Annotated in this window: 33 protein-coding genes; 20 read left to right on the top strand and 13 right to left on the bottom strand. The window is 70.2% G+C overall.

The window, feature by feature from the left end:
- Window positions 1-55 precede the first annotated feature (55 nt).
- The 4 genes from IEY79_RS28970 to IEY79_RS28955 all read right to left on the bottom strand — a co-directional run bounded on the left by IEY79_RS28970 (window position 56) and on the right by IEY79_RS28955 (window position 2,065).
- Entirely contained in the window at window positions 56-418 is a 363-nt protein-coding gene (locus tag IEY79_RS28970; protein WP_189110584.1) for a DUF4180 domain-containing protein, read from the bottom strand.
- Window positions 411-896 (bottom strand): helix-turn-helix domain-containing protein, encoded by a 486-nt coding sequence (locus IEY79_RS28965; protein WP_189110583.1) that lies wholly within the window; start codon window positions 894-896, stop codon window positions 411-413. Before IEY79_RS28965 ends, IEY79_RS28970 begins: the two co-directional genes overlap by 8 nt.
- Window positions 897-995: 99 nt before the next feature.
- Window positions 996-1,433 carry a Cif family virulence factor gene (locus IEY79_RS28960; RefSeq protein ID WP_189110582.1) on the bottom strand — a complete coding sequence of 146 codons (438 nt, stop codon included), beginning with the start codon at window positions 1,431-1,433 and terminating at the stop codon, window positions 996-998.
- Between the two features lie 170 nt (window positions 1,434-1,603).
- Window positions 1,604-2,065: an ATP-binding protein gene (locus tag IEY79_RS28955; RefSeq protein WP_189110581.1), complete on the bottom strand. Its 462-nt coding sequence runs from the start codon at window positions 2,063-2,065 to the stop codon at window positions 1,604-1,606.
- Window positions 2,066-2,263: 198 nt separating this feature from the next.
- Here IEY79_RS28955 and IEY79_RS28950 point away from each other — a divergent pair, with 198 nt between their 5' ends.
- The 5 genes from IEY79_RS28950 to IEY79_RS28935 all read left to right on the top strand — a co-directional run bounded on the left by IEY79_RS28950 (window position 2,264) and on the right by IEY79_RS28935 (window position 5,147).
- Window positions 2,264-3,115: a Scr1 family TA system antitoxin-like transcriptional regulator gene (locus IEY79_RS28950; RefSeq protein ID WP_189110580.1), complete on the top strand. Its 852-nt coding sequence runs from the start codon at window positions 2,264-2,266 to the stop codon at window positions 3,113-3,115.
- 11 nt (window positions 3,116-3,126) lie between these two features.
- Window positions 3,127-3,321, top strand: a complete 195-nt coding sequence (locus tag IEY79_RS28945) for a DUF397 domain-containing protein (RefSeq protein ID WP_189110579.1) — start codon at window positions 3,127-3,129, stop codon at window positions 3,319-3,321.
- Window positions 3,322-3,567: 246 nt separating this feature from the next.
- Entirely contained in the window at window positions 3,568-3,702 is a 135-nt protein-coding gene (locus tag IEY79_RS38080) for a hypothetical protein (RefSeq protein ID WP_268240617.1), read from the top strand.
- Window positions 3,703-3,865: 163 nt separating this feature from the next.
- Window positions 3,866-4,063, top strand: coding sequence for a hypothetical protein (locus IEY79_RS28940; protein ID WP_189110578.1), 198 nt, complete (start codon window positions 3,866-3,868; stop codon window positions 4,061-4,063).
- Between the two features lie 148 nt (window positions 4,064-4,211).
- Entirely contained in the window at window positions 4,212-5,147 is a 936-nt protein-coding gene (locus tag IEY79_RS28935) for a phosphatidylinositol-specific phospholipase C (protein WP_189110577.1), read from the top strand.
- Window positions 5,148-5,215: 68 nt separating this feature from the next.
- Here the strand turns inward: IEY79_RS28935 and IEY79_RS28930 are convergent, their stop codons facing one another.
- Window positions 5,216-5,722: an RrF2 family transcriptional regulator gene (locus tag IEY79_RS28930; RefSeq protein ID WP_189110576.1), complete on the bottom strand. Its 507-nt coding sequence runs from the start codon at window positions 5,720-5,722 to the stop codon at window positions 5,216-5,218.
- 133 nt (window positions 5,723-5,855) lie between these two features.
- Here IEY79_RS28930 and IEY79_RS28925 point away from each other — a divergent pair, with 133 nt between their 5' ends.
- Entirely contained in the window at window positions 5,856-6,596 is a 741-nt protein-coding gene (locus IEY79_RS28925) for an SDR family oxidoreductase (RefSeq protein WP_189110575.1), read from the top strand.
- Window positions 6,597-6,635: 39 nt separating this feature from the next.
- On the opposite strand, the gene IEY79_RS28920 is transcribed toward IEY79_RS28925, so the two are convergent.
- From IEY79_RS28920 to IEY79_RS28905, 4 genes are all read right to left on the bottom strand, one after another.
- Window positions 6,636-8,051 (bottom strand): sensor histidine kinase, encoded by a 1,416-nt coding sequence (locus tag IEY79_RS28920; protein WP_229701205.1) that lies wholly within the window; start codon window positions 8,049-8,051, stop codon window positions 6,636-6,638.
- The gene (locus tag IEY79_RS28915; protein WP_189110574.1) at window positions 8,048-8,806 is read right to left on the bottom strand and encodes a response regulator transcription factor; all 759 of its coding nucleotides are present in this window, start codon (window positions 8,804-8,806) and stop codon (window positions 8,048-8,050) included. Before IEY79_RS28915 ends, IEY79_RS28920 begins: the two co-directional genes overlap by 4 nt.
- Before the next feature lie 76 nt (window positions 8,807-8,882).
- A complete protein-coding gene (locus IEY79_RS28910) occupies window positions 8,883-9,920 on the bottom strand; it encodes a S1C family serine protease (protein ID WP_189110573.1) in 1,038 nt (345 codons plus the stop codon).
- Window positions 9,921-10,025: 105 nt separating this feature from the next.
- Entirely contained in the window at window positions 10,026-10,466 is a 441-nt protein-coding gene (locus IEY79_RS28905; RefSeq protein WP_189110572.1) for an ATP-binding protein, read from the bottom strand.
- A gap of 154 nt (window positions 10,467-10,620) precedes the next feature.
- On the opposite strand from IEY79_RS28905, the gene IEY79_RS28900 reads away from it, so the two are divergent.
- Together IEY79_RS28900 and IEY79_RS28895 are read left to right on the top strand one after the other, a co-directional pair.
- A complete protein-coding gene (locus IEY79_RS28900; protein WP_189110571.1) occupies window positions 10,621-11,163 on the top strand; it encodes a GntR family transcriptional regulator in 543 nt (180 codons plus the stop codon).
- A complete protein-coding gene (locus IEY79_RS28895) occupies window positions 11,160-11,945 on the top strand; it encodes a GntR family transcriptional regulator (protein WP_189110570.1) in 786 nt (261 codons plus the stop codon). Before IEY79_RS28900 ends, IEY79_RS28895 begins: the two co-directional genes overlap by 4 nt.
- A 65-nt stretch (window positions 11,946-12,010) precedes the next feature.
- Here IEY79_RS28895 and IEY79_RS28890 read toward each other — a convergent pair whose 3' ends face one another.
- Window positions 12,011-12,916 carry an AraC family transcriptional regulator gene (locus tag IEY79_RS28890; protein WP_189110569.1) on the bottom strand — a complete coding sequence of 302 codons (906 nt, stop codon included), beginning with the start codon at window positions 12,914-12,916 and terminating at the stop codon, window positions 12,011-12,013.
- 143 nt (window positions 12,917-13,059) lie between these two features.
- Here IEY79_RS28890 and IEY79_RS28885 point away from each other — a divergent pair, with 143 nt between their 5' ends.
- Complete coding sequence (locus IEY79_RS28885; protein ID WP_189110568.1) at window positions 13,060-13,377, top strand: putative quinol monooxygenase; 318 nt, start codon at window positions 13,060-13,062, stop codon at window positions 13,375-13,377.
- Window positions 13,378-13,493: 116 nt separating this feature from the next.
- The gene (locus tag IEY79_RS28880; RefSeq protein WP_189110567.1) at window positions 13,494-14,453 is read left to right on the top strand and encodes an alpha/beta hydrolase; all 960 of its coding nucleotides are present in this window, start codon (window positions 13,494-13,496) and stop codon (window positions 14,451-14,453) included.
- 43 nt (window positions 14,454-14,496) lie between these two features.
- On the opposite strand, the gene IEY79_RS28875 is transcribed toward IEY79_RS28880, so the two are convergent.
- On the bottom strand, window positions 14,497-15,519 hold the full coding sequence (locus IEY79_RS28875; protein ID WP_189110566.1) for a LacI family DNA-binding transcriptional regulator: 1,023 nt from the start codon (window positions 15,517-15,519) through the stop codon (window positions 14,497-14,499).
- 24 nt (window positions 15,520-15,543) lie between these two features.
- The gene (locus IEY79_RS28870) at window positions 15,544-16,443 is read right to left on the bottom strand and encodes a response regulator transcription factor (RefSeq protein WP_229701204.1); all 900 of its coding nucleotides are present in this window, start codon (window positions 16,441-16,443) and stop codon (window positions 15,544-15,546) included.
- A 402-nt stretch (window positions 16,444-16,845) separates the two neighbouring features.
- Between IEY79_RS28870 and IEY79_RS28865 the strand changes: the two genes are divergently transcribed.
- From IEY79_RS28865 to IEY79_RS28835, 7 genes are all read left to right on the top strand, one after another.
- Window positions 16,846-17,100 (top strand): MoaD/ThiS family protein, encoded by a 255-nt coding sequence (locus tag IEY79_RS28865; RefSeq protein ID WP_189110565.1) that lies wholly within the window; start codon window positions 16,846-16,848, stop codon window positions 17,098-17,100.
- A 10-nt stretch (window positions 17,101-17,110) separates the two neighbouring features.
- Entirely contained in the window at window positions 17,111-18,406 is a 1,296-nt protein-coding gene (locus tag IEY79_RS28860; RefSeq protein WP_189110564.1) for a hypothetical protein, read from the top strand.
- A 253-nt stretch (window positions 18,407-18,659) separates the two neighbouring features.
- Window positions 18,660-19,406 carry an LmeA family phospholipid-binding protein gene (locus IEY79_RS28855; protein WP_189110563.1) on the top strand — a complete coding sequence of 249 codons (747 nt, stop codon included), beginning with the start codon at window positions 18,660-18,662 and terminating at the stop codon, window positions 19,404-19,406.
- Window positions 19,407-19,708: 302 nt separating this feature from the next.
- On the top strand, window positions 19,709-19,816 hold the full coding sequence (locus tag IEY79_RS38465; RefSeq protein WP_023540667.1) for a putative leader peptide: 108 nt from the start codon (window positions 19,709-19,711) through the stop codon (window positions 19,814-19,816).
- Between the two features lie 144 nt (window positions 19,817-19,960).
- Window positions 19,961-20,800, top strand: coding sequence for a sulfurtransferase (locus IEY79_RS28845; RefSeq protein ID WP_189110562.1), 840 nt, complete (start codon window positions 19,961-19,963; stop codon window positions 20,798-20,800).
- Window positions 20,801-20,884: 84 nt separating this feature from the next.
- Entirely contained in the window at window positions 20,885-21,172 is a 288-nt protein-coding gene (locus IEY79_RS28840; protein WP_093800238.1) for a DUF1416 domain-containing protein, read from the top strand.
- A 111-nt stretch (window positions 21,173-21,283) separates the two neighbouring features.
- Window positions 21,284-21,559, top strand: coding sequence for a DUF3099 domain-containing protein (locus IEY79_RS28835; protein ID WP_189110561.1), 276 nt, complete (start codon window positions 21,284-21,286; stop codon window positions 21,557-21,559).
- Between the two features lie 46 nt (window positions 21,560-21,605).
- Here IEY79_RS28835 and IEY79_RS28830 read toward each other — a convergent pair whose 3' ends face one another.
- Window positions 21,606-21,968, bottom strand: a complete 363-nt coding sequence (locus tag IEY79_RS28830; RefSeq protein ID WP_189110560.1) for a DsrE family protein — start codon at window positions 21,966-21,968, stop codon at window positions 21,606-21,608.
- Window positions 21,969-22,259: 291 nt separating this feature from the next.
- On the opposite strand from IEY79_RS28830, the gene IEY79_RS28825 reads away from it, so the two are divergent.
- Genes IEY79_RS28825 through ygfZ form a run of 3 tightly spaced genes read left to right on the top strand, consistent with a single transcriptional unit; the run spans window position 22,260 to window position 24,315 of the window.
- Entirely contained in the window at window positions 22,260-22,832 is a 573-nt protein-coding gene (locus IEY79_RS28825) for a heme-binding beta-barrel domain-containing protein (RefSeq protein ID WP_189110559.1), read from the top strand.
- 43 nt (window positions 22,833-22,875) lie between these two features.
- Window positions 22,876-23,313 carry a Fur family transcriptional regulator gene (locus IEY79_RS28820; RefSeq protein WP_189110558.1) on the top strand — a complete coding sequence of 146 codons (438 nt, stop codon included), beginning with the start codon at window positions 22,876-22,878 and terminating at the stop codon, window positions 23,311-23,313.
- A 21-nt stretch (window positions 23,314-23,334) separates the two neighbouring features.
- Window positions 23,335-24,315: a CAF17-like 4Fe-4S cluster assembly/insertion protein YgfZ gene (ygfZ, locus tag IEY79_RS28815; protein ID WP_189110557.1), complete on the top strand. Its 981-nt coding sequence runs from the start codon at window positions 23,335-23,337 to the stop codon at window positions 24,313-24,315.
- Window positions 24,316-24,360: the final 45 nt, after the last annotated feature.

Here is a 24,360-nt window from a genome sequence, read left to right as displayed (position 1 = left end):
ACGCCGGAGGGCGGCGGGACGGACATCCGTCCCGCCGCCCTTCCGCCTGCGTGGGCTATCCGGACAGCCGCGCGTCGAGTTCGTCCAGATCCGTCACGAACCAGACGTCCCGGCCGCGGTTCAGTTCCCGTACGAGGTCGGGCAGGGCCTTGCTGGCCCGCAGATGGCGCGAGATGTCACCGAACACCGCCAGCCGCAGCCGGTAGTTGGCGAGCTTCTGGAGAACCTCCCCGGCCAGACCGCTGCTGAGGTCGTAGAAGCTGTCGTCGAACCGCCCCGCCGGGACCGCCACCAGCTCCGCTCCCTCGTAGGAGGCGCTCACCAGGAGGTCGAGCGCGTCCTGCACGGTGGCGATCGGAGTGCCGTCGGCGTCGAGCACCAGCACGGACACGCCGTGCTTCTCCAGGGACTCAGGCACGGTCCGCCTCCCCCGCCTCGGGGGGCAGCAGATCGTTGTCCGGCCCGAGCACGCTGTCGAGCAGGCGCAGCACGTCGGCGGTCTCGGCGGCGTCACCGAGGATCACGATCTTCATACGGCCCCGTTCCTGGTCGTAGACGGTCTGGATACGCAGGGAGTGCGCCGCACCCCGCGCGGACTGCGCGCTCGCCGTCAGAAACGTGCTCAGCCGGCTCGCGGACTCCGGTCCGACCGAGTCGATCTGCACGATGCTCGACACCTCCACGTGCCGCGCCCGGGGCGTGGCGGCCGAGGCCCCCTCGCTCTCCGCGAGCCCGGCCAGCGCCTCGAAGTCCGCCCGGCTGATGCGGTACTGCTTGCCGATCCGCACAGCCTTCAGCCGCCCGTCGCGGACGTAGTTCCGCACGGTCCGCACATGCAACCCGAGTCGGTCGGCGACCTCGCCGACCGAGTACAGCTCGCGCTCATCACTCTCCATGCGTACGGATACTACCGTAAACGTCCTTTCTGAGTTCTCTAAGGGGAAGATAGGGAATGATGCGTCATTCGTCTCCGGGCGGGCGGCTCGCCGAGCCTGTCAGCGGAGGTTGTCGCCCCAGCCGCCCTGGATCATCGTCTGGAACGCCCACTCCCCGTTACGTTTGATCAACACGTCGGCGTAGCGCAGCTGTTGGGTCTCGCCACCGGCCGTCGTCATCGTGGAGTCGGTGAAGACGACGACCATGGCTGAGCTGAGGAAGACGGGCGTACGTACGGAGTCGAACGTGAGGTCCCCGTCCCCGCTCCCACCCATCACCTGCGTCATCGTCGCGACGAACTGCTCCCTGTCCCACTGCGCGGACGCGCCCTCGCCGGCCGAGTCGTCGCTGACGAGGTTGAGCGGAAAGACGGCGAGGTCCGCCATCCGTTCGATCTCACGCTTGGCGCTGTGGGCGTCGTACGCGGCGAACCAGGCATCGACAGAGGCGAGTTCGGCGGCCGAAGGGGTGTATCCGGTGTCGGGCAGAAGGGGCATGCATGTCTCCCATGTGTCATTGGTCAAGCTTGACTAGATCGCTCGCGTGGAGTGTATGCCCGCTCCGCCCACTAGTCAAACTTGATTAATTGAGATCCCAGCGGCGATCACGCCCAGAACGAGGGCGACAAGGAAGAAGTCCCCGTACGGGCTGGTGAGTTCGGCGAGCACTACACGGCCGCGTGTGGTCGCGCGAGGGTGAACCAGACGGCCTTGTGGCTGGGCGAGAGGCCCCCGTAGATGGTCGCCCCCCATGTCTCCGCGACGCTCTCCAGCAGGAACACGCCCTGGCCGCAGCCGAGTTCGTGCTCGGCGGGGGTGGTGTTGGGTACGGGCAGGGACCACGGCATGTCGTCGGTCACGTACACGGTGATCCGGCGCCGGTTGACGGTGACGGTCACGCCGATCAGGTGGGTTCGCGTATGCCGGTGTGCGTTCGTGACGAGCTCGGTGACGCAGAGGTGGGCGTCGTCCGTGAGCGCGTCGTGCCTGCTGACGCGGAGCAGTGTGCCGAGGAATTCCCGCGCGATCTTGGGTGCGGAGGCCGTGTTGGGTACGGCCAGCCGGTAGGTCTCCCCGCCTTGAGGAGGCGGGGGCGGTACGGGGGTTGGTGTGAGGGTGGTGGGCGTCATGTCGTCGTCTCCCAACGCGGGGGCCGGACTTGGGCGCGCTTGCGCGGCGGCACTTCGAGCCGGTGACGCGTGGCGCGGTGCTGGGAGGACAGTACCCTGCATCCATAACGTGTTGTACCCAACTCGATATACTGGGTAACCAAGTGGATTGTGGTGTGGGTCGCAGGCCAGACTGAAGCCCGACAAAAGGAGAGGTCGATGGCACCGAGGAAGGCACTCACGGCGCGACAGCGCCGCCTGGGTACCGAGCTGCGCAAGATCCGGGAGCACACCGGCCTTTCCATGACCCAGGCCGCGGAGGTGCTGGGTACGGACCGCACCACCATCAGCAACACCGAATCGGGCCGCTTCGGCGTGAGCCCGGAACGCGTGCGCACCTGGGCCGGCCACTACGCGTGCCCCGATGCCGCGTACGTGGACGCACTCGCCGCGATGGCCGCGGAGCGCATCACCGGCTGGTGGGAGGACTACCGCGGGGACTTGGCGAGCGGGGCGCTCGATCTGGCGGAGCTGGAGCACCATGCGGTGGCAATTCGTGCGGTGCAGATCATGCATATGCCGGGTCTGCTTCAGAACGAGGATTATGTGCGAGCAGTCTTCGCCGAGGCCGTGCCGACACTGAGTCCGGCGAGCCTGCGCCGTCAGCTGTCCCATCGGCTGAAACGGCGTGACGTCCTGGACCGGGAGGCTCCGCCGACCTGCACGTTCCTGATTCATGAAACCGCACTGCGCATGACCTATGGGGGCTCCAAAGTGGCTCGCGCGCAGCTCGACTACCTGCTGACGGAGTCGGAGCGGGACAATGTCACCGTCCGGGCGATCCCTTTCTCCGCAGGCGGATTCCCGGATGCGGGCAGTTCGACACAATACGTGTACGGGACAGTGGCGCAGCTGGACACCGTGCAGACAGACAACGCGACAGGGATCGCATTCCTGGATGCCGAGACGCGTCTTGCGAACTATCGAGCAAAGCTGAACCGGACCGAGGAGCGATCGCTTGATCCGGAGAGCTCGCGGGACTTCATCCGTAGAATCGCACAACAAGTATGAAGGCGTGAGAAATGGATATTCAGTGGCGCAAGTCTTCTAAATCAACCGATGCTGAAGGTAGCAACTGCCTCGAACTGGCAGAGCACGACGGCGAGATCCTGATGCGTGAGAGCGACAACCCCGGCGTGGTCATCCACACCACCCGGGCCAAGCTCCGCGCCTTCCTCGACGGTGCCAAGGAGGGCGAGTTCGACAGTCTCGCCTGACGCGCGGCGCGTTCACGACGGGCGGTTCCCACCGGCGCAGGTGGGGGCCGCCCGTTGGTGGTTTCTGTATCACCCGTTAGAGGTCAAACACTTGATACGCGGACACAGCAAACGCTAACTTCGACCCATCGCTCCCCGCTTCTGCGCCAGTTGGGGAGGGATTCGAAGGGCCGCCCCCTGCTCGCCGCTCGTCACGCCGGCCGCAGGCAGGGGGCGGCTACCCGCCGCGTACCCAGGAGCCCCGGCATGCGTGAACCGCGTCAACCCGGCCCGCCGCTCACCGCGTTCTGGTGCGAACGGGTTGGACGTGCGCTCGGTGAGGAGTTGCCGCCCGTCGAGCGGGATCGTGCGCTGCCCCACGCGTCGTCACGGCTCGGCTGAGAGAGCCGAAGACCGTCAGACGTCCGCCCCGGCCGGTGGGAACCCTGGACAGGTCGCATGGCCGGGGCGGATGGCCAGCCCGTGGGGCTCAAGCCTCACGGTTCACCGGTCACGCCGTCGACCGTACGGCGGCGCGGCCCTTTATGAAAGAGGAGGTCGGCGTATGAGCGCAGGGACCCTCGACACCTACGAGACGCGCACGCCGGACGCCGAGGAGTGGCGGGGCGTTCCGTTCCGTCACGCGCGGGACATGCCCGGCGGAGTCAGCCTCGCGGCCGACGACGGCGGCAAGCACGACGGAGGCCCCAAGCCTCCCGAGGCGCCGCGCGATCCCGCCCCGAGCGGTGGTGGCGGCAAGTAACCGCGCCCGTCAGCTCGGGCTGACGGTGATGCCCCGGGTCCGCCGTGCGAGTGCTCGGCGGGCTTTGGGGAGTGGGCCCTCCGGTGTGAGCCGATCGCCGTCCGCCGACCCTGTCCGGGTGTGATGTGAACACGCCATAATTCGGCGCATGGTCACAGACAGCGGATCAACACCCCCCACCAGCAACGGACTTGGCCGCCGAGGGATCCTCGCCGGCGCCCTCGCGCTCTCCGCCACCGCACTCGTCGGTACGGGCTCCGCGACCGCCGCCCCCAGCGCCTCACGCGCGAAGGTCCGGCGTGCTCTCGCCCCCTCCGACTGGCTCGCCGGGATCGGCGACTCCACCCCCGTACAGCGCCTCACCCTCCCCGGTACGCACAACTCCGGCGCACGCGTCGGCGGTGCGTACGTCGCCTGTCAGGGGACCACCGTCGCCGAGCAGTTGAACACCGGCGTCCGGTTCCTGGACGTGCGCTGCCGGGCGTTCGAGAACGCCTTCCCGATCCACCACGGCGCGTACTACCAGAATCTCAACTTCGACGATGTCCTCGGCGCCTGCCGGGACTTCCTCCGGGCGCATCCCTCGGAGACCGTCCTGATGCGTCTCAAGCAGGAGTACTCGACGGAGAGCGACGCCGAGTTCCGGCGGATCTTCGACACCTATCTGGACGGGAAGGGCTGGCGTTCCCTCTTCCGGCTCGACAGCGACCTGCCCGCGCTCGGCGAGGCGCGCGGCAAGGTCGTGCTGCTCGCGGACAGCGGCGGGATGCCGGGGGTGCGGTACGGGGACGGCGGGCTCTTCGACATCCAGGACGACTACATGGCGGAGCCGGGCGCCAAGTACCCCAAGATCGAGGCGCACTTCCGTAAGGCCGTACAGCAGCCGGGCAAGCAGTTCATCAACTTCGTCAGCACGGCGGCGCTCCTGCCCATCCGCTGGAACTCCGACCGGCTGAACCCGCGGGTGCACACGCTGATCGACAGTTCGGAGGCCGCGGGCTGGCGCGGTCTCGGCATCGTGCCGATGGACTTCCCGGAGACCAGGGGCGGGCTGGTGGACTCACTGATCCGCCACAACGGCTGACACACGTACGCAAGTCGGAGGGCTCGTCCGACCGGGCGGCCCTTCCGGAGGACGGGCCGGCGCGGCGATCAGCGCGTGGGAAGCGACGCGTCACCGTCGCCCGGCCCGGTCAGCCAGGCGCGGATTCCCCCGAGCGCGCCGGCGCCGTAGTCCTCCTCGACGCCCTTGGCGAGGTCCGCGACGGATATCGCCCGCAGTGCCTCTCGCCAGGCGGCGTCGGCGCCCGCCATCGCGCGGGAGATCGCGCAGGGCCGCGTGCAGGCCTCCGGCGGCGAGGCCAGCGGGCCGCGCTGCCGGATCTCCGTGCAGACGAACGCGGGCCGGTCGCCGTCGACCGCCGTGACCACATCGAGGACCGTGATCAGCTCCGGGGCCCTGGTCAGGACGTATCCGCCCGCCTTGCCCTGGACCGAGGTGACGAGTCCGGCGCGGGAGAGCGCCTGCAGCTGTTTGGCGAGATAGCTGCCGGACACATCGTGCAGTTCCGCGAGCCGTGCCGCCGGCACCGGCTCCGTCCCCGTGGTCAGAACCACGCAGCAGTGCAGCGCCCACTCGACTCCGCCTGACAACTTCATACGCTTGCGCCTCCCTCCGCTTGACTCGGACAAAGGATATCCGACTATCATCTCGGACAAGGAGTATCCGAGTTAAGGGTGCGTCCCGCGCGCACCCCGTGCGCCCGTCGGCGTGCCGTGAGAGGTGGCAGAGATGAAGTTCACGGTGATCGGCGGGACCGGACTGATCGGTACGCAGGTGGTCAGGAAGCTGACCGACGCGGGACACGAGGCCCTCCCCGCGGGGCTGTCGACCGGCCTCGACCTGCTGACGGGGAAGGGCCTGGACGAGGCGCTGGAGGGTGCCCAGGTCGTGGTCAACCTGGCCAACTCGCCGACCTTCGACGACAAGTCCCTCGACTTCTTCCGCACCTCCATGGGCAACCTGCTCGCCGCGGGGGAGAAGGCCGGCGTCGGGCACCAGATCATCCTCTCCATCGTGGGCGTGGAGCAGGTGCCGCAGCTGGACTACTACCGGGCCAAGGCGCTCCAGGAGGAGCTGCTGCGGCAGGGGCCGACGCCGTACTCGATCGTCCGCGCCACCCAGTTCTTCGAGTTCATGAACGCGGTCATGTCCTGGACCTCGGACGACGAGACCGTCCGGCTGCCCGTGACCCCGATCCAGCCGATGGCCTCCGCGGACGTCGCGTCGGCCGTCTTCGAGGTCGCCACCGGCGCGCCGCTCGGCGGAGTCCGCAATATCGCGGGACCCGACCGCTTCCCGCTCGACGAGCTCGGCAGGATCACCCTGGAGGCACAGGGCGACACGCGGAACGTCGTCGTCGACGACCAGGCGGGCATGTTCGCGGTGATCGACGGAGAGGTGCTCCTTCCCGGGCCGGACGCGCACCTGGCGGCCACGCACTACCGGGACTGGGTCCGCGAGGCGCACTGACCGCGCCGCCCGCTCGGTGAGCGGGCGCGCCGACCGGGCCTATGTGCCCGGCCGGCCCGGCGGCGGGGTAGCCGCGCCCGGGATGCGGATCGCCGCCACCGTGCCGCCGCCCGCCGCCGGGCGCAGTGCGACCTCGCCACCCGCCTGCTGCACCGTGCGCGCCACGATCGACAGCCCGAGGCCCGAACCGGGCAGCGCTCGCGCGGAGGGCGAGCGCCAGAAGCGTTCGAAGACGTGCGGGAGCTCCTCCGCCGGGATGCCGGGGCCGTGGTCCCGTACCGTCAACTCGCCCTGGGCGCTGAGCGCGACCTCGACGGCCGCGCCGGGCGGGCTGAACTTCACCGCGTTGTCGAGGACGTTGACCAGTGCCCGCTCCAGCGCGGCCGGCTCCGCCCGTACGTACCAGGGCCGCAGCGTCACCTCTATCGTCAGGTCCGGCCCGCGCAGCCGGGCGCGTTCCAGCGCGCTCTCCACGATCGTGTGCAGCGCGACGACCTGGAGCGGGCCGGGATCGGAGGCGTCCGGCCTGGACAGCTCCTGGAGGTCCCCGATCAGCGAGGCCAGCTCCGTCATCTGCGCCTTCACCGACGCCATCAGCGCCGTACGGTCCTCCGGGGGGATCGCGCGGCCGGTCTCCTCGCTGCGGGCGAGCAGTTCGACGTTCGTACGCAGCGAGGTCAGCGGCGTACGCAGTTCGTGGCCCGCGTCGGCGATGAGCTGCGCCTGGCGGTCGCGCGAGGAGGCGAGCGCGGCCGTCATCGAGTTGAAGGAGCGGGAGAGACGGGCGATCTCGTCCTCGCCCTCGGCGGGGATACGCAGGCTCAGGTCCTCGGTCCGCGCGACGTGTTCGACCGCGCGGGTCAGCCCGTCGACCGGCCGCAGACCGGTCCTGGCGACCCAGAGCCCGGCCGCGCCCGCCCCGACGACACCGATGCCGGCGACGGCGGTCAGCAGCAGGGCGAGCCGGTTCAGGGAGGAGTCGATCTCGCCGAGGGGGCGCGAGACGGAGACGGTGACCTGCTCGCCGCCCCGGCCGACGATGACCCGCTGGGTGTGTACGCGCACCGCCGCGCCGTCCGCGGTGGTGGAGTCGTGCAGCGTGCTCTGCTGCGAGCCGCGGGCCACGGCCACGTCCGAGGACAGCACCTTCACCGGCTGGGACGAGGCGTCCACGCACCGGCCGCCGTCGAGGAGGACGATCTGGACGTAGGCGAAGCCGGAGCTCTCCGGGGAAGTCTCATGCACGTTGCACCTGCTCAGCGCGTCCGTCACCAGATTGAGGGGCGCCGAGGTGTTGCGGAGCGAGTTGTCGAGCTCCGCCTCCAGCTGCGCGCGGGTCAGCAGCCAGCAGGCGACGGCCGCCGCCGCCACGGCCACGGCGACGGCGGTGGCGACGAGCATCGCGAGGCGGGAGCGGAGGGGCAGCGTACGCAACCGCCGGGCGAGAGAGGTCACTCGGAACCGCCGTGGCCGCCGGCCCCCGAGGGCGCGCCGTCCGCGCGCAGCGCGTAACCCACCCCGCGCACCGTGTGCACCAGCCGCGGCTCGCCGCCGCTCTCCGTCTTACGCCGCAGATACATCACGTACACATCGAGGGAGTTGGAGCTCGGCTCGAAGTCGAAGCCCCAGACGGCCTTGAGGATCTGCTCGCGCGTCAGCACCTGGCGCGGGTGTGCGAGGAACATCTCAAGAAGGGTGAATTCGGTACGGGTCAGCTCCACCCGGCGGGTGCCGCGCGTGACCTCGCGCGTCGCCAGGTCCATCCGCAGATCGGCGAAGGCCAGGACGTCGTCCTGCGGCAGCTCGCCGCCCGCCGAGCCCGTGTACGAGCTGCGGCGCAGCAGCGCGCGGATACGGGCGAACAGCTCGTCCAGCTCGAAGGGCTTCACCAGGTAGTCGTCGGCGCCCGCGTCGAGCCCGGTGACGCGGTCACCGACCGTGTCGCGCGCGGTGAGCATCAGGATCGGCACGGTCGATCCGGTGGCGCGCAGCCGGCGGGCCGCCGTGAGGCCGTCCATGCGCGGCATCTGGATGTCGAGGACGATCAGGTCGGGCTGGTAGGCGGCGGCCTTCGCGAGGGCGTCGACACCGTCGACGGCGACCTCGGTCCCGTACCCGTCGAAGGCGAGGCTGCGCTGGAGCGCCTCGCGGACGGCGGGCTCGTCGTCGACGATCAGGACGCGTTGCGGATCGCCTTCGGCGGGGCTCATGTCGTCGCTCTTTCTCTCACGGCCTGGGGTCTCTTGCGCGCTTCAGCCTCGCACGTCAGGTGCGCCTCGGCCGCTGTTACCCGGCGCGCAGCTCGCTCAGGTCGGCCTTGACCGTGTTGACCGGGATGGAGAAGCCGAGACCGACGCTGCCGGCCGTCGAGCTGTCGCCGCCGGACCCGCTCGCCGAGAACATGGCGGAGTTGATGCCGATGATCTCGCCGTTCATGTTGATCAGCGCACCACCGGAGTTGCCCGGGTTGAGCGACGCGTCGGTCTGGATCGCCTTGTACGTGGTCGTGGACGAGCCCGTGTCGCCGTTGAACTGCTGACCGCCGAACTCGAACGGCCACCGGTCGCCGCCGCCACCGCCCTGCTGTTGCTGCTGCCCGCCCTGCTCCTTCGACACGGTGACGTCCCGGTCGAGCGCGGAGACGATACCGCTGGTCACGGTCCCGGTCAGACCCTCGGGCGAGCCGATCGCCACGACCTCGTCGCCGACCCTGACACTGTCGGAGTCGCCGAGGGCCGCCGTCTTGAGACCGCTCGCGCCCTGGAGCTCGATCAGCGCGAGGTCCTTGTCGGGGCTGGTGCCCACGACGTCCGCGGTGTAGGTCCTACCGGTGCTGAGCTGCACCTTCACGGTGTCGGCGCCCGCGACGACGTGGTTGTTGGTCACGATCTCGCCGTCACCGGTGATGACCACACCGGAGCCGGTGGACTGCCCGGAGCCGGACGCGGCGGTGATCTCCACGATGGCGGGGGACACGGCCGCGGCCACGCCCGCGACGGTGCCCTTGCTGCTCTGCGACACGGTCGTACCGCTGACGGTGCTCGTGGCGGCGTCCGCGGAGTTGTTGGTCAACGTCTCGGTCAACGCGGCGGTCCCCCCACCGACGACGGCCGCGACGAACGCGGCGGCGGCGAGCAACCCGACAGGCCGCTTGGCGCGCCGGGCATGAGCGGGAACATGCGCCGGAGCGCCGGCCGACCACCCCCAGTGCGGGTGCTGCGGCGCCCCACCCGGGTGGTACGGAGGCGGCGGCGGGTACGCCTGACCGCCGTGGACCTGCTGGTTCGCGTCTTCGTCGCCGCCGCGACGGTAGTTGTCGTCCATGTCTCCGAGAGTCCGCCCGCAAGATGAGAGCAGTCTGAAAACGCCCTGAGAAGCCCGACAGAACCGTGTATGTCCCATGTAAAGGGCCTGCGGCGACCCGGCAGGTCAGACACCGCGGCCGCCGCCGTCCCCGCTGCCGGGGGAGCGCCACACCGCCCAGACCATCTTGCCGACGCCGGCCCGGTCGGAGACGCCCCACGCGTCGGCCGCGTCCACGATGGGGAGACCACGCCCGTCGCATGCGTCCGGATCTTCTGTTCGCCGGTACGGCCGCAGGGCGGAGGCGTCATGCACCTCGATCCGCAGTCCATCGGGGGCCGGGAGCCCCGACGGCAGGAAGCGCGTCTCGATCTCCCGGCCCGTTGGTACGCGAGCGTGCCGCACCGCGTTGGTGACCAGCTCCGACAGCACCAGGACCGCCGAGTCCTCCAGTGCCGACAATCCCCACACGGCCAGCGCCTTGCGCAGCTCAAGGCGCGCCAGTCCCACCGAACTCGGATGCCGTCGCCACCGCAGCACCACCGCGCCGCCCTCGACCTGCCCCATCAGCCGACCTCCCGAACTGGGTTGTACGATGCCGGAAACCGTACCGCTATTCACGAAAAGCAGCAAGGTCGCGACGCGGGCTGAGGGCGAGCCGAGTCGCTTACTGTGTAAAGCGGCAAGGTCGGGATCCCGGTCAGCAGCACAGGAGGACGTCATGAGCGCCGGCGCGTGGGTCAGTACCTCGATGCCGTATCTGACACCACAGGGTGAAAACCGACCCGACGCGTGGGGCGGCGAGTTGGCGGCCCGAGGGCTGCGGGGTGGGCAGCGGATCGTCAGTGCGGGCGAGGTGGGCGCGTCGCACGAGGTGGCCGAGCTGTTGGGGGTCACCCCGGGCGAGGTCGTCGTCGTGCGGAGGCGGGTGATGTTCCTGGAGGACGAGCCCTGCGAGCTGACCGACACGTACTACCCCGCATCGATCGCGCGCGGTACGCGTCTCGCCGGGACGGCGAAGATCCCCGGCGGCGCCGTCACCCTCCTCGCCGAACTGGGGCACACCGGCGTACGCGTCCAGGAAGACGTGACCGCCCGGATGCCCGACGAACAGGAGCGCGAAACGCTCCGTACCGAGCCGGGCGAGCCGGTGCTCCGGCTGGTCCGGGTCACCTTCGACGCCGCCGAACGGCCCATCCAGGCCGATGTGATGACCATGCCCGCGCACCGGCAGCGGCTGCGCTACGAAATCGGGATCGGATGACGACCGTGCCGCGCGATGACGAGAGCAGATACGACCGGCGCTCCCTCCACGAGCGGATCGCCGCCGATCTGCGTGAGGAGATCATGACCGGCGATCTCGCCCCCGGCGCCAGCCTGCCGTCCACCGCGCGGCTCAAGGAGAGATTCGACGCCTCGAACGCCACAGTGCAGAAGGCCCTGCAACTCCTCAAGAGCGAGCGGTTGGTCGTGGGTCGCGCGGGAGCCTCCGTCACCGTACGGGAGCACAGGCAGTTGACCGTCCGCGCCGCCGACTCCATGGCCCCGGCCGCGAGCGGCGCCGACCCCTATCCCTGGCTCGCCGAGACCGCGAAACGAGGCGGCGAAGCCCGGAGCACGCTTCTCGCCGTCAGGGAGGTGACGCCGCCGGCGGACGTCGCGGCGGCCCTGCGCCTGCCCGCCGAGGGCACGGCGGTCCTTCGACAGCAGGTGCTCACCCTCGACGGCGACCCGGTGGAGCTGGTCCACGCCTACTACCCGCCCGACATCGCCCGCGGCACCCCGCTGGCCGAGCACCGCCGGATCAAGGGCGGAACACCCACCTTGCTGACGGCGCTCGGCCATCCGCCCCGGCTCGGCGTCGACCACGTCTCCGCGCGCATACCGACGCAGGAGCAGTACGAAACACTCCAACTGCCCGGCTCCCTGCCCGTGTTGCGGACGCTGCGCGTGGTGTACGGCGACGACGAGCGGCCCGTCGAGGTAACCGTGATGGCCAAGGCGGGCCATCTCTACGAGTTGCGGTACGAGTTCACACCCGAGTGACCCGGAGCGAGCGAGTCCTGACCGGTGAAGTCGGTCATGGCCGCCGCCACCCGTTTTAGCAGTGCTCAGGTCATGGCGCCCGCCGGAGTGCGTACCGCGCCGCGCAGGCGGGCCGCGTCCTGGCTCGGGGGTGAGCCGAACTGGCGGCGGTACTCGCGGCTGAACTGTGACGGGTTGTCGTAGCCCACGCGGAGGCCGACTCCCGTCACGTCGCCGGGGTGGGTGGCGAGCAGCAGCCGGGCCTCCTGGAGGCGGATCTGCTTCTGGAACTGGATGGGGCTCAGCGCGGTCACCGCCTGGAAGTTGCGGTAGAACGCGGAGGCGCTCATGCCGGACCGGCGTGCCACGTCCTCGACCCGGAAGGGTTCGGCGTAGTGCTCGCGGATCCAGCGCACGGCGCGGGAGACATGGCTGAGACCGCTGTCGGCAAGGCCCAGCTGGCGCACCGCCGCGCCCTGCTCGCCGGTGATCAGGCGCCACAGGATCTCGCGTTTGACCAGCGGGGCCAGCACGGCGCGGTCGCGGGGTTCGTCCAGCAGGCGCAGCAGCCGGACCACCGCGTCGAGCAGCGCGGGCGGCGCGTCGCCGACGGCGATCCCCGACGGTGTGCCCGCGCCGGCGCGCGGGGTGTCACCGGGCCCCGCCTGCAACAGGAGTTCGGCGACGGCGGACGGCTCCAGCAGGAGCCCGAAGCCGAGGGCCGGCTGCTCGGGGTCGGCCCGGAGGAACTGTCCGGTTACGGGCAGGTCGACGGAGGCGACCAGGAACTGCCCCGGACCGTACTCGTAGACCCGGTCGCCCAGCGCGAGCCGTTTGGCGCCCTGGGCGATGACGGCGAGCACCGTGCCGGACATGGAGGGCGCCGGCGGATCCGCCCGGTCGACCTTCGAGATGAGGACGCCGTCGACGGCGGTGGTCCAGTCGGGGCGGGCGTGCCGGGTCAGCAGGCTGCGGAGCTCATCGAGGGGCATGTCTCCATTGCAGCACCATTTCCCGCCGTGGTCCTCAAGCTTGCGAGGATTGTGCAAGTGGAAGGAAGGATAGTTCTAACATTTTCGCAGGTCAGGGAAGTTCAATGGAATCAGTTCACTCCACCACCGAGGAGAAGATTCCCATGACTGTCACCTACGGATTCAACGCCACCCTGACCGCCCGCACCGGGATGGGCGACCGCCTGGTCGACCTGCTGCTGACCGGTCTGGACGAGGGGAGTCCGGGCGCGAGCGAACACTGCGTCGTCTACCTCGTCTCGCGTTCCGCGTCCGATCCCGACGTCGTCCACGTCACCGAGGGCTGGACCAGCGAGGAGGACCACCACCGGGTCTTCGCCGGTGAGGCCGCGCAGCGCATCGTGGCGCGGATCGGCGGACTGCTGGCCGAGGAATCCGCGTACACCGACTACGTACCGGTGCGCGGCAAGGCCGCCTTCTGACCCCCCGGGGATTGATCCCCGGTCCGCCGTCCCGGCTCCCGTCGTCCCGGCTCCCGTCGTCGACGGCCGCACGCCCGCCCGAGCGTCCCGCACCATCCCATGGAAGGCCAACGGCCATGACCGCAGCACGCCCCGCCCTGGACCCCGAACTCCGCGACCTGCTTGCCGAGATGCCGCTGATGTCCCAGCTCAGCACGGAGATTCTCGCGCAACTGCGCCAGTACCCCTCGCCCCCCGTCGACTCCCTCCTCGCCGACCGGAACGCCGATCTGCGCGAAGTGACCGTGCCGGCCGATGACGGCACGCCGATCCCCCTGTCGGTCTTCACGCCCACCCACCGCGACCGCACCACCGCGGCCCCCTGCGTCTACTGGATGCACGGCGGCGGAATGGTCATGGGCGACCGCTTCTCACAGATCGACATCCCGCTGGAGTGGCTGGACGAGTTCGGCGCTGTCGTCGTTTCCGTGGACTACCGGCTCGCTCCGGAGGCCACCGGCACCACCCTCGTCGACGACTGCTACCAGGGACTGCTCTGGGTCATCGAACACGCCGCCGAACTGGGCGTCGATCCCGCCCGGATCGTCGTCGCGGGCGCCAGCGCGGGCGGCGGTCTCGCCGCCGGTGTCTCGCTGCTGGCCCGCGACCTGGGGACCCCCGCGATCGCCGGTCAGATGCTGATCTGCCCGATGCTCGACCACCGCAACACCACTGTCTCCAGCCGCCAGTTCTCCGGTGACCCGGGCGTCTGGACCCGCGAGATGAACGAGTTCGGATGGCGCTCCGTCCTCGGCGGTCTCAGCGACGGCGAGGTGCCCGCGTACGTCTCACCCGCGCTGGCCGAGGACCTCTCGGGCCTGCCGGCCACCTACATCGACACCGGTTCCGCCGAAGTGTTCCGCGACGAGGACACCGACTACGCCTCCCGTATATGGGCAGCCGGCGGCCAGGCCGAACTCCATGTCTGGGCAGGGGGATTTCATGGCTTCGACGCCCTGTATCCGCAGGCGGAGATCTCGGCGACGGCCCGCCGGACCCGCACCCACTGGCTCGCCCGGCTCCTGCGCTCCGCGTAACGCCGCCGACGGCGGACCCGCCCCCGCGGGGGCGGTCACGCGCTCAGGAACAGCCGCACGAGCGCCTGACGATCAGCGCCGACGGGAACTGCTTCACCCGTTCCCTGCGGGAACCCGCCACCCGCAGGCCGTCGTCCAGCACCAGGTCCACGGCCGCCCGGGCCATCGCCGGGCGGTCGGAGGAGACTGTCGTCAGTGGGGGGTCCGTGAGGCCCGCCTCCTTGACGTCGTCGAAGCCGGCCACCGCCAGTTCGCCGGGGACGTCGATGCGCAGTTCGCGGGCCGCGCGGAGGACGCCGATCGCCTGGTCGTCGGTGGAGCAGAAGATCGCCGGGGGACGGTCGGGGCCGGCCAGGAGGGTCAGCGCGACGTTGTAGGCGTCGTAACGGTTGTAGAGCGCCTTGAAGAGCCGGCCCTCCGTCGACAGCCCGGCCTCCCGCATCGCCCGGCGCCACCCCTCGACGTGGTCGGTCACCGGGTCGCCGACGACCGGGGTCGACTCGACGCCGCCGAGGCACGCCACGTACGGATAGCCGTGCTCCAGCAGATGGCGGGTGGCGAGCTGGGCGCCCCCGATGTCGTCCGTGACGACGGCGACGTCGTCGATGCCCTCGGGCCGTTCGTGCAGCAGTACGACGCGGGCGTCCCACGCCTCTATCTCCGCCGCCGCCCGCTCGCTCGGGCCCTGGCTGACCAGGATCAGCCCGGAGACCCGCATGCCGAGGAAGGCCCGCAGATAGTGGACCTCGCGCTCGTTGCGGTAGTCGGAGTTGCCGACGAGCACCATCTTTCCGCGCTCGGCGGCGGCCTGTTCGACCGCGTGCGCCATCTCCGCGAAGAACGGCTGGCGCGCGTCGGGCACGACGACCCCTATGAGGTCGGTCCGCCGCGACGCCATCGCCTGCGCGACCCGGTCGGGCCGGTAGCCCAACTCCTTGATCGCGGCGAGTACACGCTCGCGCGTGGCCGGGGCGACCGGCCTCGGTCCGTTGTTGATGACGTAACTGACGACCGCGGTCGAAGTTCCCGCCAGTCGTGCCACGTCGTCCCGCGTCACCTTGGCCACGCGCGGCAGTCTACGCGTGGTGAACTACCTCCCGGCAGGCCGGACGGCCCCTTCGCGTACGTCGGACGTGTCAACCGAATGAGTGGTGTCGTCGTCCGCGGCCCGCGACATGCTCCGGACCGCCTCGCGGGAGCCTTCTCCCCCATCATCCGGCGCCTGTTCGCGCGCCTCGGCCGGGGGCCGCGTCGCCTTCACCTTCGCCGCCGCTTCCGCGATGGCCTTCGCCTTCGCCTCCTCGGCCGCGCGCTCGACCTTCTCCGGTGTGACGAAGCGGTACCCGACGTTGCGGACGGTCCCGATCAGCGACTCGTGCTCGGGGCCGAGCTTCGCGCGCAGCCGCCGTACGTGCACGTCGACCGTCCGCGTACCGCCGAAGTAGTCGTAGCCCCAGACCTCTTGGAGCAACTGGGCGCGCGTGAACACCCTGCCCGGGTGCTGCGCCAGATACTTGATCAGCTCGAACTCCTTGAAGGTCAGGTCCAGGACCCGCCCCTTCAGCTTCGCGCTGTAGGTCGCCTCGTCCACCGAGAGATCACCGTTGCGGATCTCCATCGGGGAGTCGTCCGTGGAGATCTGCTGGCGCCCGGTGACCAGCCGCAGCCGTGCCTCGACCTCGGCCGGGCCCGCGGTGTCGAGCAGGACGTCGTCGAAGCCCCAGTCCGCGGTGACGGCGGTGAGGCCGCCCTCGGTCACCACGAGGACCAGCGGGCAGCCGGGTCCCGTGGAGCGCAGCAACTGGCAGAGCGAGCGCACCTGGGGCAGGTCGCGCCGGCCGTCGATCAGTATGACGTCGGCACCCGGGGTGTCGACGAGGGCCGGTCCCTCGGCCGGGGCCACCCGCACGTGGTGGAGAAGGAGTCCGAGGGCGGGCAGCACCTCCGTCGACGGCTGGAGAGCGTTGGTGAGCAGCAGCAGAGAACTCATCGCCGCCCACCTGCCTGGGTCGGACAGTAATCACATGTCTGCATCGTTGGTTCGCCCATTACGTCGGTTCCTCCTCGGTCCCTGCAAGGGGGCACCTCCCACACCGGTGAAGGGGTGGGGGCGTATGTGGCACCACTGACCGGCCCGCGCCCTGGGGTCGGAAAGCGCAAAAGGACCCGGGGGCTACATTGCCCGGATCCTCTTCCGGAGGAGAATAACCCACGGACGCTCGCTGTCAGAGGGTGCGGACAGCGAGTCATCGGTTCCGCCGGCCGGCCCCCGGGAGACCCCGGCGGCCACGGATGCCATGGCGGGGCTGGGGATCGGCCATCATGGAGTCCCGACGGAGGCGAACAGAATCCGACGGGAATATTGCCGAGAAATTAGCGGGAGGAGTGCGCCATGGCAGCGGGAACCATCCGCTACTGGGCCGCGGCCAAGGCGGCGGCGGGCGTCGCCGAAGAGCCTTACGCGGCGGACAACCTGGCTCAGGCGCTCGACGTCGCACGGGAGAAACACCCGGGTGAGCTGGTCCGCGTACTCCAGAGGTGTTCGTTCCTCGTCGACGGTGACCCCGTCGGGACCCGCGGGCATGAGACCGTACGGCTTGCCGAGGGCGGCACGGTCGAAGTGCTCCCGCCGTTCGCAGGAGGGTGAACAGCAGAGCATGAGCAACGACCAGCACGACCAGCATCGCGGGTACGGACAGCAGGGTCACGGGCAGCAGGGCCCGGGCCGTCACGGTCACGACCGGAGCTACGACTCCGGGCAGTACGGGCAGCAGCAGTACGGCGTACCGGGACCGGCCCAGTCGTACGAGCCCCAGCAGCAGCCGTACCAGGACCCCTCGTACCAGGACGGCTCGTACCCGCAGTCCTCGTTCCCCGAGCCCGCGCACCAGGAGCCCGGCAACGGGCAGGGCGCGCAGACCTGGGAAGGCCAGACCTGGGACACCCAGTACCAGCCGCAGGTCCAGTACCAGCAGCCCCACCCGCAGCAGCCCCACCCGCATCAGGCCGCCGCCGACACGGCCTATCTGCCGCAGCAGTCCGGCGCCTACCCGCTGCCGCCGGAGGTCCCGGCCAACGGCCACCCGCCCTACCAGCAGTCGGCCCAGTCGCCGGCTCCGGCTCCGGTCCCGGCCGCCCCCGCCCCCACTCCCGCCGCCGACAGCTACAGCCCGCCCACCACCATGGGCAACGCACGCATCACCGACGCCCAGCGCGCCCGCGCCGAGGGCCGGTCACCGATCATCCCGCCCGGCATCCAGCCCGCCGGGCTCACCGCCGTGCTCGGCCTGCTGCTCGCGGGCGGCGCGGCACTCGGCCCGTACGCGCTGGTCGTCCCGCTCGTCATCCTCCAGGCCGTCACCGCCGCAGGCTGGTTCCGGCTGAACGGCATGTGGCCCGCCCGTCAGGGCATCGCGCTCGCCTTCGCCGGCGCGCTCGTCGCCGATGCCGCGGTGCTCGCGGTCGACGAGGAGCACGCGCTCGCGGCGATCCTCGGCACGCTCGGCGCGTGGGTGCTGCTCACGGTCGTCCTGCAACTGCGCAGTTACGCCGGTGCCGACGAACGCATGCAGGGCCTGATGGCCACCGTCGCCTCGGCCTCGCTCGCCATCATCGCCACCGGGAATCTCGCCGTCACGCCGGACGCCGTGACCGTCGGCGCGATCGCCGTCGCCGCAGCGACCGTCGCCCGCGCGCTCCCGCTGCCGGGCTTCGTCTCGATCGTGGTCGCGCTCGCGGCCGCCGCCGGAGCCGGAGTCGCGGTGGGCGGACTGACGGACATCGGCGGCCAGGGCGCGCTCCTGGGCCTCGGCGCCGGTGTGTGCGCGCTGATCGGGCTGCGGGTGGCGAGCTACGACTACCCCTCGCGCTTCGTGCACATGACGGCCGGGGTCGCGCTGCCGCTCACGGTCGCCGTCCCCGCGATCTACCTGCTCGGACGGGCGCTGGCCTGACCCGGAGCCACCGCCGGACGGGCCGCGCACGCGGCCCGTCCGAGAGGTTGAGCACGACGGCCCCGGGAACCGAACCACCGCCACGGACGTCGAGCCAGATGCGGTTCGTCGCACGACCGCGTTCGAGTTGAACCGAGTTCAACCGAGATCACCGAGTTCATCCGAGATCCGCACGTCCAGAGCGATCAACGCTGCCGTTAGGCTCACGGTCGTCATGGGGGCTGGGTACGACCAGGGTGGGGGACACCGAGCAATGCGCGCACTGCGAATTCTTCTGATCGTCGTCGTGATCCTCGGCGGGCTGTTCGTCGCCGCCGACCGGGCCGCGGTGTACTTCGCCGAGAGCGAGGCGGCGAGCAAGATCAAGAGCAGTCAGGGCCTCAGCAGCGAGCCCGACGTCTCCATCAAGGGCTTCCCCTTCCTCACCCAGGTGCTGTCCTCGTCGCTGGACGAGATCGAGATCAGCATCGGCGGGATAACCGCCACCACCGAAGGCCGCGAGGTCGAGGTGACAGAGGTGCGGGCCGAGCTCCGCGACGTACGCGTGAACAGCAGCTTCTCCTCCGCGACCGCGGGCAGTGCCGAGGGCTCGGCGCTGATCTCCTACGAGGACCTCACCAAGTCCGCGCCGAAGGGCGCGACGGTCGGCTACGCCGGGCCCGAGCGGGCGGCGAAGGGCCAGGTCAAGGTCTCGGGGCCGCTGGACGAACTGGTCGAGGGCGCGGGCATCGAGGTGCCGGACGCCTTCAGGGGGCTGCTGAAGGAGAACTTCACGACCTACAGCACGGTCTCGCTGGAGAAGGGCGACAAGGTCCGGCTGCGCGCCGAGGACCTTCCCAAGCTCCCGGTGCCGGGCGTGGACGAGAAGCTGAAAGAGGTCGTGGACTACGACCTGACGATCGACGGGCTGCCGTCGACCATCACGCTCGACCAGGTCACCGCGGCGCAGGACGGCCTCCGGTTCTCCGGCACGGGCAAGGACGTCGACCTCACGAGCTGACGGGCTCACCGGCCGGCGGCGCCGACGTGCCGACCTCACCGACCGCGCCGGGCACGGGCAGAGGCACGGGCACAGGCACGGAGCCCGCACGCGCCGCGCCCGCCAGGCACCGGGCACACGCACCCATTCGCCGTATCGTGAGACGCGGATGTCCATCCCGTAGATACGACAGCCGTACGAGAGGCGCCGGGACCGTGCCGCGGCCATCCGGAACGCCCAGCCGTCCCGCATCTTGGACCATCACGTCTCATCATCCGACACATCGGTGACACCGCACCGTATCCGTCCCTACGATCGGACGCATGCAGTGCTTCATCAGCGGTCTCCAGCAGCGGGGACAGGCGAACCTCACGAAGCGGCGGGCAGTCGACCTGTGCCGCGTCGCCGCCATGCTCTGTCGCACCGCCTGAGCGGGACACGTCCACCCCGCCACCTCTCCCGGCCCTTCGACCACGTCAGGGCCACCCCGTGCCGTACGCAGCCCGCCGCGCCCCCGTGCCCGGAAGGCGCCGCCGCCCGCACCACCCGCCGCACACTGCCCCGGAGGAGAACACATGAGCCGCAGCGACGTCCTGGTAGACGCCGACTGGGTCGAGGCCCACATCGACGACCCGAAGGTTGTCATCGTCGAGGTCGACGAGGACACCTCGGCGTACGAGAAGAACCACATCCGTAACGCCGTACGCATCGACTGGAAGAAAGACCTCCAGGACCCGGTGCGCCGCGACTTCGTCGACCAGGAGGGCTTCGAGAAGCTCCTGTCCGCGAAGGGCATCGGCAACGACGACCTCGTGATCCTCTACGGCGGCAACAACAACTGGTTCGCGTCCTACGCCTACTGGTACTTCAAGCTCTACGGCCACGAGGGCGTCAAGCTCCTCGACGGCGGCCGCAAGAAGTGGGAGCTGGACTCCCGCGACCTGGTCGACGCGGTGCCCGAGCGCGCGGCCACGCAGTACAAGGCCAAGGCCCAGGACACGTCCATCCGCGCCTTCCGTGACGACGTCGTCGCCGCGATCGGCAGCCTGAACCTGGTCGACGTGCGTTCGCCCGACGAGTTCAGCGGCAAGCTGCTCGCCCCCGCGCACCTCCCGCAGGAGCAGTCGCAGCGCCCCGGCCACGTGCCGAGCGCCCGCAACATCCCGTGGTCGAAGAACGCCAACGACGACGGCACCTTCAAGTCGGACGACGAGCTCAAGGCCCTCTACGAGGAGGAGCAGGTCGACCTGGCGAAGGACACCATCGCCTACTGCCGCATCGGCGAGCGCTCCGCGCTCACCTGGTTCGTGCTGCACGAGCTGCTCGGCCAGGAGAACGTCAAGAACTACGACGGTTCGTGGACCGAGTACGGCTCCCTCGTCGGCGTGCCGATCGAGCTCGGCGCGGCGAAGTAAGCCTGCCCTGCCCCGTCGGACGCCCCGATCGGGCGCCCGAACCACCCCGCGAGACCAGCTGCCTGACTCGGAGGACAGATCCCTATGTGCGGAGCGAAGGCCGGCGGCCCGGACGCCTCGACGATCAAGCCCGGTGAGACCACCATCCAGGGTTCCGTGACCCGTGACGGCGAGCCCGTCACCGGCTACGTGCGCCTGCTGGACTCGACCGGAGAGTTCACCGCGGAGGTCCCGACCTCGGCGACCGGCCAGTTCCGCTTCTACGCGGCGGAGGGCACGTGGACCGTGCGCGCGCTCGTGCCCGGCGGTACGGCGGACCGTACGGTCGTCGCGCGGACGGGCGGTCTGGCCGAGGTGGCCATCGCCGTCTGAGCCGGATCACTGGTCCGGGCGTGACATGAGCGGCCGGAGGGCCGCGCCCCACGGGAGTTGGACGCTTCCGGACACGGGGCGCGGTCCTCCGTGCCGTCGTAAGGTCGATGTATGTATACGCGACGCCGTCGCCGCTACTTCTTGCTGATGGGCGGGTGTATCGGCCTGTTCGTCTCGGCGTGGGCGTTCGTGCGCCTGTGGTCGGTGCCGGCGGCGATCGGGATGTGCGTGGTCGCCGCGGTCATCCCGCCGGTCGCGGCGATCGTCGCGAACAGACGCGGCCCCGACGACCGCTGGTGGGACGACCCGTCGGGCGACCCGAAGTCGGACGAGTGGTGGCAGGAGCTGGACGGCAGGAAGAAGCCACCGCCACCGCCACCGAAATGACATCCGCGCGTCACGGCGCTACGCGACCACGGGGCCCACAGGCGCGTCAGTACACGAGCGCCTGTACGTCGTCCGCCATCGCCTCGCTGACGAAGACCTGGGCACCCGCGATCCGTACGCCCTCCAGTACGTCCTCCTCCGCGATGTCCCGCCGCGCCGCGCACTGCGTGCAGAGGGTGATCCGGCCCGCCGACTGGATCGACTCGATCAGGTCCGGCAGCGGCGCCGCGTGCGGCAGCTCGAACGTGGCGGCCCGGCCCGGCAGGGCGAACCACGCCGCCTCGCCGGTCAGCCAGAGGGAGACCTCCACACCACTGGCCACGGCGACCGCGGCCACGGTGAAGGCCTGCGAGCAGCGCTCCGGGGCGTCGGCGCCGGCGGTTACCTTGATCACGAGCTTCTTGGCCATGTCCCGACTGTAATGCGCGCCCGTACGCCCGGCCGCCGGGCCCGATCCCACCGGCCGTACCTCGCAGTGAGCGGCCCGTCCCCACCCATTAGGCTGGGGTCGGCCGTTACGCCCCGACGCTCTTCGAGGAGCACCCCGTGCTTGAGGACTTCTTCACCGCCCTACTGGCCCTGATCGTGGTGGGCGTGCTGGCTTTCTCCGGGCTGGTCGTGAAGAAGCTGTACCAGGGGCAGAGCTGACCGCGCCCCGCTCCTCGCCCACTCGAATCCCTACAGATCGCCTGAGCTGCTCATGATCGAGATCCCGTCCGACCTCAACCCGGACCTTGTTCCGCTCGCCTTCCTCCTCGGTGACTGGGAGGGCGTGGGTGTCTTCGACTTCCCCGGCGAGGAGAAGGCCAACTTCGGCCAGGAAGTCTCCTTCAGCCATGACGGCCGGGACTTCGTCGAGTACGTCTCGCACACCTGGGCGCTGGACGCCGAGGGCAAGAAGCTCCGCCCCATCGAGTCCGAGTCCGGCTTCTGGCGCATCGACAAGGACCGCAAGGTCGAGGTCGTCATGGTGCGTGACCAGGGCGTCGTGGAGATCTGGTACGGGGAGCTGGCCGACCAGAAGCCGCAGATCGACCTTGTCACGGACGCGGTCGCGCGTACGGCGTCCGCCGGTCCGTACAACGGTGGCAAGCGGCTCTACGGCTATGTCAACAGCGACCTGATGTGGGTCGGCGAGAAGTCCACCCCCGAGGTCCCGATGCGCGCGTACATGTCGGCGCATCTGAAGAAGGTCGTCTCGCCGGAGCAGGTCGCGGCCTGGGCGAAGGACCTCGGCGACCTCCCCGACGACGGCATCGCGTTCTTCAAATAGCCGGACCGGCCCCATCGCGGCCCGCGCTGCCTACACTGGACGCGTGGTGAGCACCGACTGGAAGAGCGACCTGAGGCAGCGCGGATACCGCCTGACCCCGCAGCGCCAGCTTGTCCTCGAAGCCGTCGACACCCTGGAACACGCGACGCCGGACGACATCCTGGTCGAGGTCCGCAGGACGGCGTCCGGCGTGAACATCTCCACCGTCTACCGGACGCTGGAGCTGCTGGAGGAGCTGGGCCTGGTCTCCCACGCGCACCTGGGGCACGGCGCGCCGACGTACCACCTCGCGGACCGGCACCACCACATCCATCTGGTCTGCCGCGACTGCACGAACGTCATCGAGGCGGATGTCTCGGTCGCCGCCGACTTCACGGACAAGCTCCGCGACACGTTCGGCTTCACGACGGACATGAAGCACTTCGCGATCTTCGGCAGCTGCCGGAACTGTGCCGCCCGTGCGGCGAGCGGTGATTCGTAGCCGGGTCGTACGCTTGTCGGTATGCAGCGACAGTCAACGACCAGCCCGCTCCTCACCCTGCCCGGTGCCGTGGCCGCCGAAGGACAGGACGAAGGTGTCGCCGCGCACTACGGCGATCTGTTCCGCGAACAACGCGCGCTCGCCGACGGCAAGGGCCTGGTGGACCTCTCGCACCACGGCGTCGTCACCGTCTCCGGCGACGACCGGCTGAGCTGGCTCCATCTGCTGCTCACCCAGCACGTCAGCGAGCTGCCCGCCGGGCAGGCCACGGACGCGCTGATCCTCACCGCGAACGGCCACATCGAGCACGCCCTGTATCTCGTGGACGACGGCGAGACGGTGTGGGCGCATGTCGAGCCCGGCACGCGGGAGGAGCTGATCGCGTATCTGGAATCGATGAAGTTCTTCTACCGCGTGGACGTCGCCGACCGCACGGACGACTTCGCCGTGGTCCATGTCCCAGCCGGGTCCATCGCGGAGGTCCCGGAGGGTGCCGTCGTACGGGAGACGCCGTACGGCCGCGACGTCTTCCTGCCGCGCGCCGACCTGGAGTTGTACGCGCGGCGATACGGCCCGCCGGCCGGGATCCTCGCGTACGAGGCGCTGCGCGTCGAGGGCCACCGGCCGCGGCTGAACTTCGAGACGGACCACCGCACCATCCCGCACGAGCTGGGCCTGATCGGTACCGCCGTCCATCTGGAGAAGGGCTGCTACCGGGGGCAGGAGACCGTCGCGCGCGTCCAGAACCTGGGGAAGCCGCCGCGCCGGCTGGTCTTCCTGCACCTGGACGGGAGCGAGGTGCTGCTGCCGGGGCACGGCACGCCCGTACGGCTCGCCGCCGACGGCGAGGAGGGCCGGCCGCTCGGCTTCATCACCACGTCGGCCCGCCACCACGAACTGGGGCCGATCGCGCTGGCCCTGGTCAAGCGCAACGTGCCGCTGGACGCGCCGCTGATGGCGGGGAACACACCGGCGGCGCAGGAAGCGGTCGTGGAGGCCTGAGCGGGCCTGCCTCGCGCGTGCAGCGGCACGCGCTCACGTCCCCAC

This window comes from Streptomyces camponoticapitis, from assembly GCF_014646115.1.
GTDB lineage: Bacteria > Actinomycetota > Actinomycetes > Streptomycetales > Streptomycetaceae > Streptomyces > Streptomyces camponoticapitis.
This window is presented reverse-complemented; position numbering and strand designations above follow the sequence as displayed.

Bases quoted from the DNA above. Each gene is read 5' to 3' on its own strand.
- ygfZ (WP_189110557.1), top strand. From the start codon at position 23,335: ATGCAGCGACAGTCAACGACCAGCCCGCTCCTCACCCTGCCCGGTGCC.
- IEY79_RS28870 (WP_229701204.1), bottom strand. From the start codon at position 16,443: ATGAGTTCTCTGCTGCTGCTCACCAACGCTCTCCAGCCGTCGACGGAG.
- IEY79_RS28935 (WP_189110577.1), top strand. From the start codon at position 4,212: ATGGTCACAGACAGCGGATCAACACCCCCCACCAGCAACGGACTTGGC.
- IEY79_RS28880 (WP_189110567.1), top strand. From the start codon at position 13,494: ATGACCGCAGCACGCCCCGCCCTGGACCCCGAACTCCGCGACCTGCTT.
- IEY79_RS28905 (WP_189110572.1), bottom strand. From the start codon at position 10,466: ATGGGGCAGGTCGAGGGCGGCGCGGTGGTGCTGCGGTGGCGACGGCAT.
- IEY79_RS28895 (WP_189110570.1), top strand. From the start codon at position 11,160: ATGACGACCGTGCCGCGCGATGACGAGAGCAGATACGACCGGCGCTCC.
- IEY79_RS28890 (WP_189110569.1), bottom strand. From the start codon at position 12,916: ATGCCCCTCGATGAGCTCCGCAGCCTGCTGACCCGGCACGCCCGCCCC.
- IEY79_RS28915 (WP_189110574.1), bottom strand. From the start codon at position 8,806: ATGAGCCCCGCCGAAGGCGATCCGCAACGCGTCCTGATCGTCGACGAC.
- IEY79_RS28860 (WP_189110564.1), top strand. From the start codon at position 17,111: ATGAGCAACGACCAGCACGACCAGCATCGCGGGTACGGACAGCAGGGT.
- IEY79_RS28955 (WP_189110581.1), bottom strand. From the start codon at position 2,065: ATGACGCCCACCACCCTCACACCAACCCCCGTACCGCCCCCGCCTCCT.
- IEY79_RS28960 (WP_189110582.1), bottom strand. From the start codon at position 1,433: ATGCCCCTTCTGCCCGACACCGGATACACCCCTTCGGCCGCCGAACTC.
- IEY79_RS28945 (WP_189110579.1), top strand. From the start codon at position 3,127: ATGGATATTCAGTGGCGCAAGTCTTCTAAATCAACCGATGCTGAAGGT.
- IEY79_RS28900 (WP_189110571.1), top strand. From the start codon at position 10,621: ATGAGCGCCGGCGCGTGGGTCAGTACCTCGATGCCGTATCTGACACCA.
- IEY79_RS28845 (WP_189110562.1), top strand. From the start codon at position 19,961: ATGAGCCGCAGCGACGTCCTGGTAGACGCCGACTGGGTCGAGGCCCAC.
- IEY79_RS28925 (WP_189110575.1), top strand. From the start codon at position 5,856: ATGAAGTTCACGGTGATCGGCGGGACCGGACTGATCGGTACGCAGGTG.
- IEY79_RS28940 (WP_189110578.1), top strand. From the start codon at position 3,866: ATGAGCGCAGGGACCCTCGACACCTACGAGACGCGCACGCCGGACGCC.
- IEY79_RS28885 (WP_189110568.1), top strand. From the start codon at position 13,060: ATGACTGTCACCTACGGATTCAACGCCACCCTGACCGCCCGCACCGGG.
- IEY79_RS28825 (WP_189110559.1), top strand. From the start codon at position 22,260: ATGATCGAGATCCCGTCCGACCTCAACCCGGACCTTGTTCCGCTCGCC.
- IEY79_RS28910 (WP_189110573.1), bottom strand. From the start codon at position 9,920: ATGGACGACAACTACCGTCGCGGCGGCGACGAAGACGCGAACCAGCAG.
- IEY79_RS28840 (WP_093800238.1), top strand. From the start codon at position 20,885: ATGTGCGGAGCGAAGGCCGGCGGCCCGGACGCCTCGACGATCAAGCCC.
- IEY79_RS38080 (WP_268240617.1), top strand. From the start codon at position 3,568: ATGCGTGAACCGCGTCAACCCGGCCCGCCGCTCACCGCGTTCTGGTGC.
- IEY79_RS28830 (WP_189110560.1), bottom strand. From the start codon at position 21,968: ATGGCCAAGAAGCTCGTGATCAAGGTAACCGCCGGCGCCGACGCCCCG.
- IEY79_RS28965 (WP_189110583.1), bottom strand. From the start codon at position 896: ATGGAGAGTGATGAGCGCGAGCTGTACTCGGTCGGCGAGGTCGCCGAC.
- IEY79_RS28950 (WP_189110580.1), top strand. From the start codon at position 2,264: ATGGCACCGAGGAAGGCACTCACGGCGCGACAGCGCCGCCTGGGTACC.
- IEY79_RS28865 (WP_189110565.1), top strand. From the start codon at position 16,846: ATGGCAGCGGGAACCATCCGCTACTGGGCCGCGGCCAAGGCGGCGGCG.
- IEY79_RS28835 (WP_189110561.1), top strand. From the start codon at position 21,284: ATGTATACGCGACGCCGTCGCCGCTACTTCTTGCTGATGGGCGGGTGT.
- IEY79_RS28930 (WP_189110576.1), bottom strand. From the start codon at position 5,722: ATGAAGTTGTCAGGCGGAGTCGAGTGGGCGCTGCACTGCTGCGTGGTT.
- IEY79_RS28855 (WP_189110563.1), top strand. From the start codon at position 18,660: ATGCGCGCACTGCGAATTCTTCTGATCGTCGTCGTGATCCTCGGCGGG.
- IEY79_RS38465 (WP_023540667.1), top strand. From the start codon at position 19,709: ATGCAGTGCTTCATCAGCGGTCTCCAGCAGCGGGGACAGGCGAACCTC.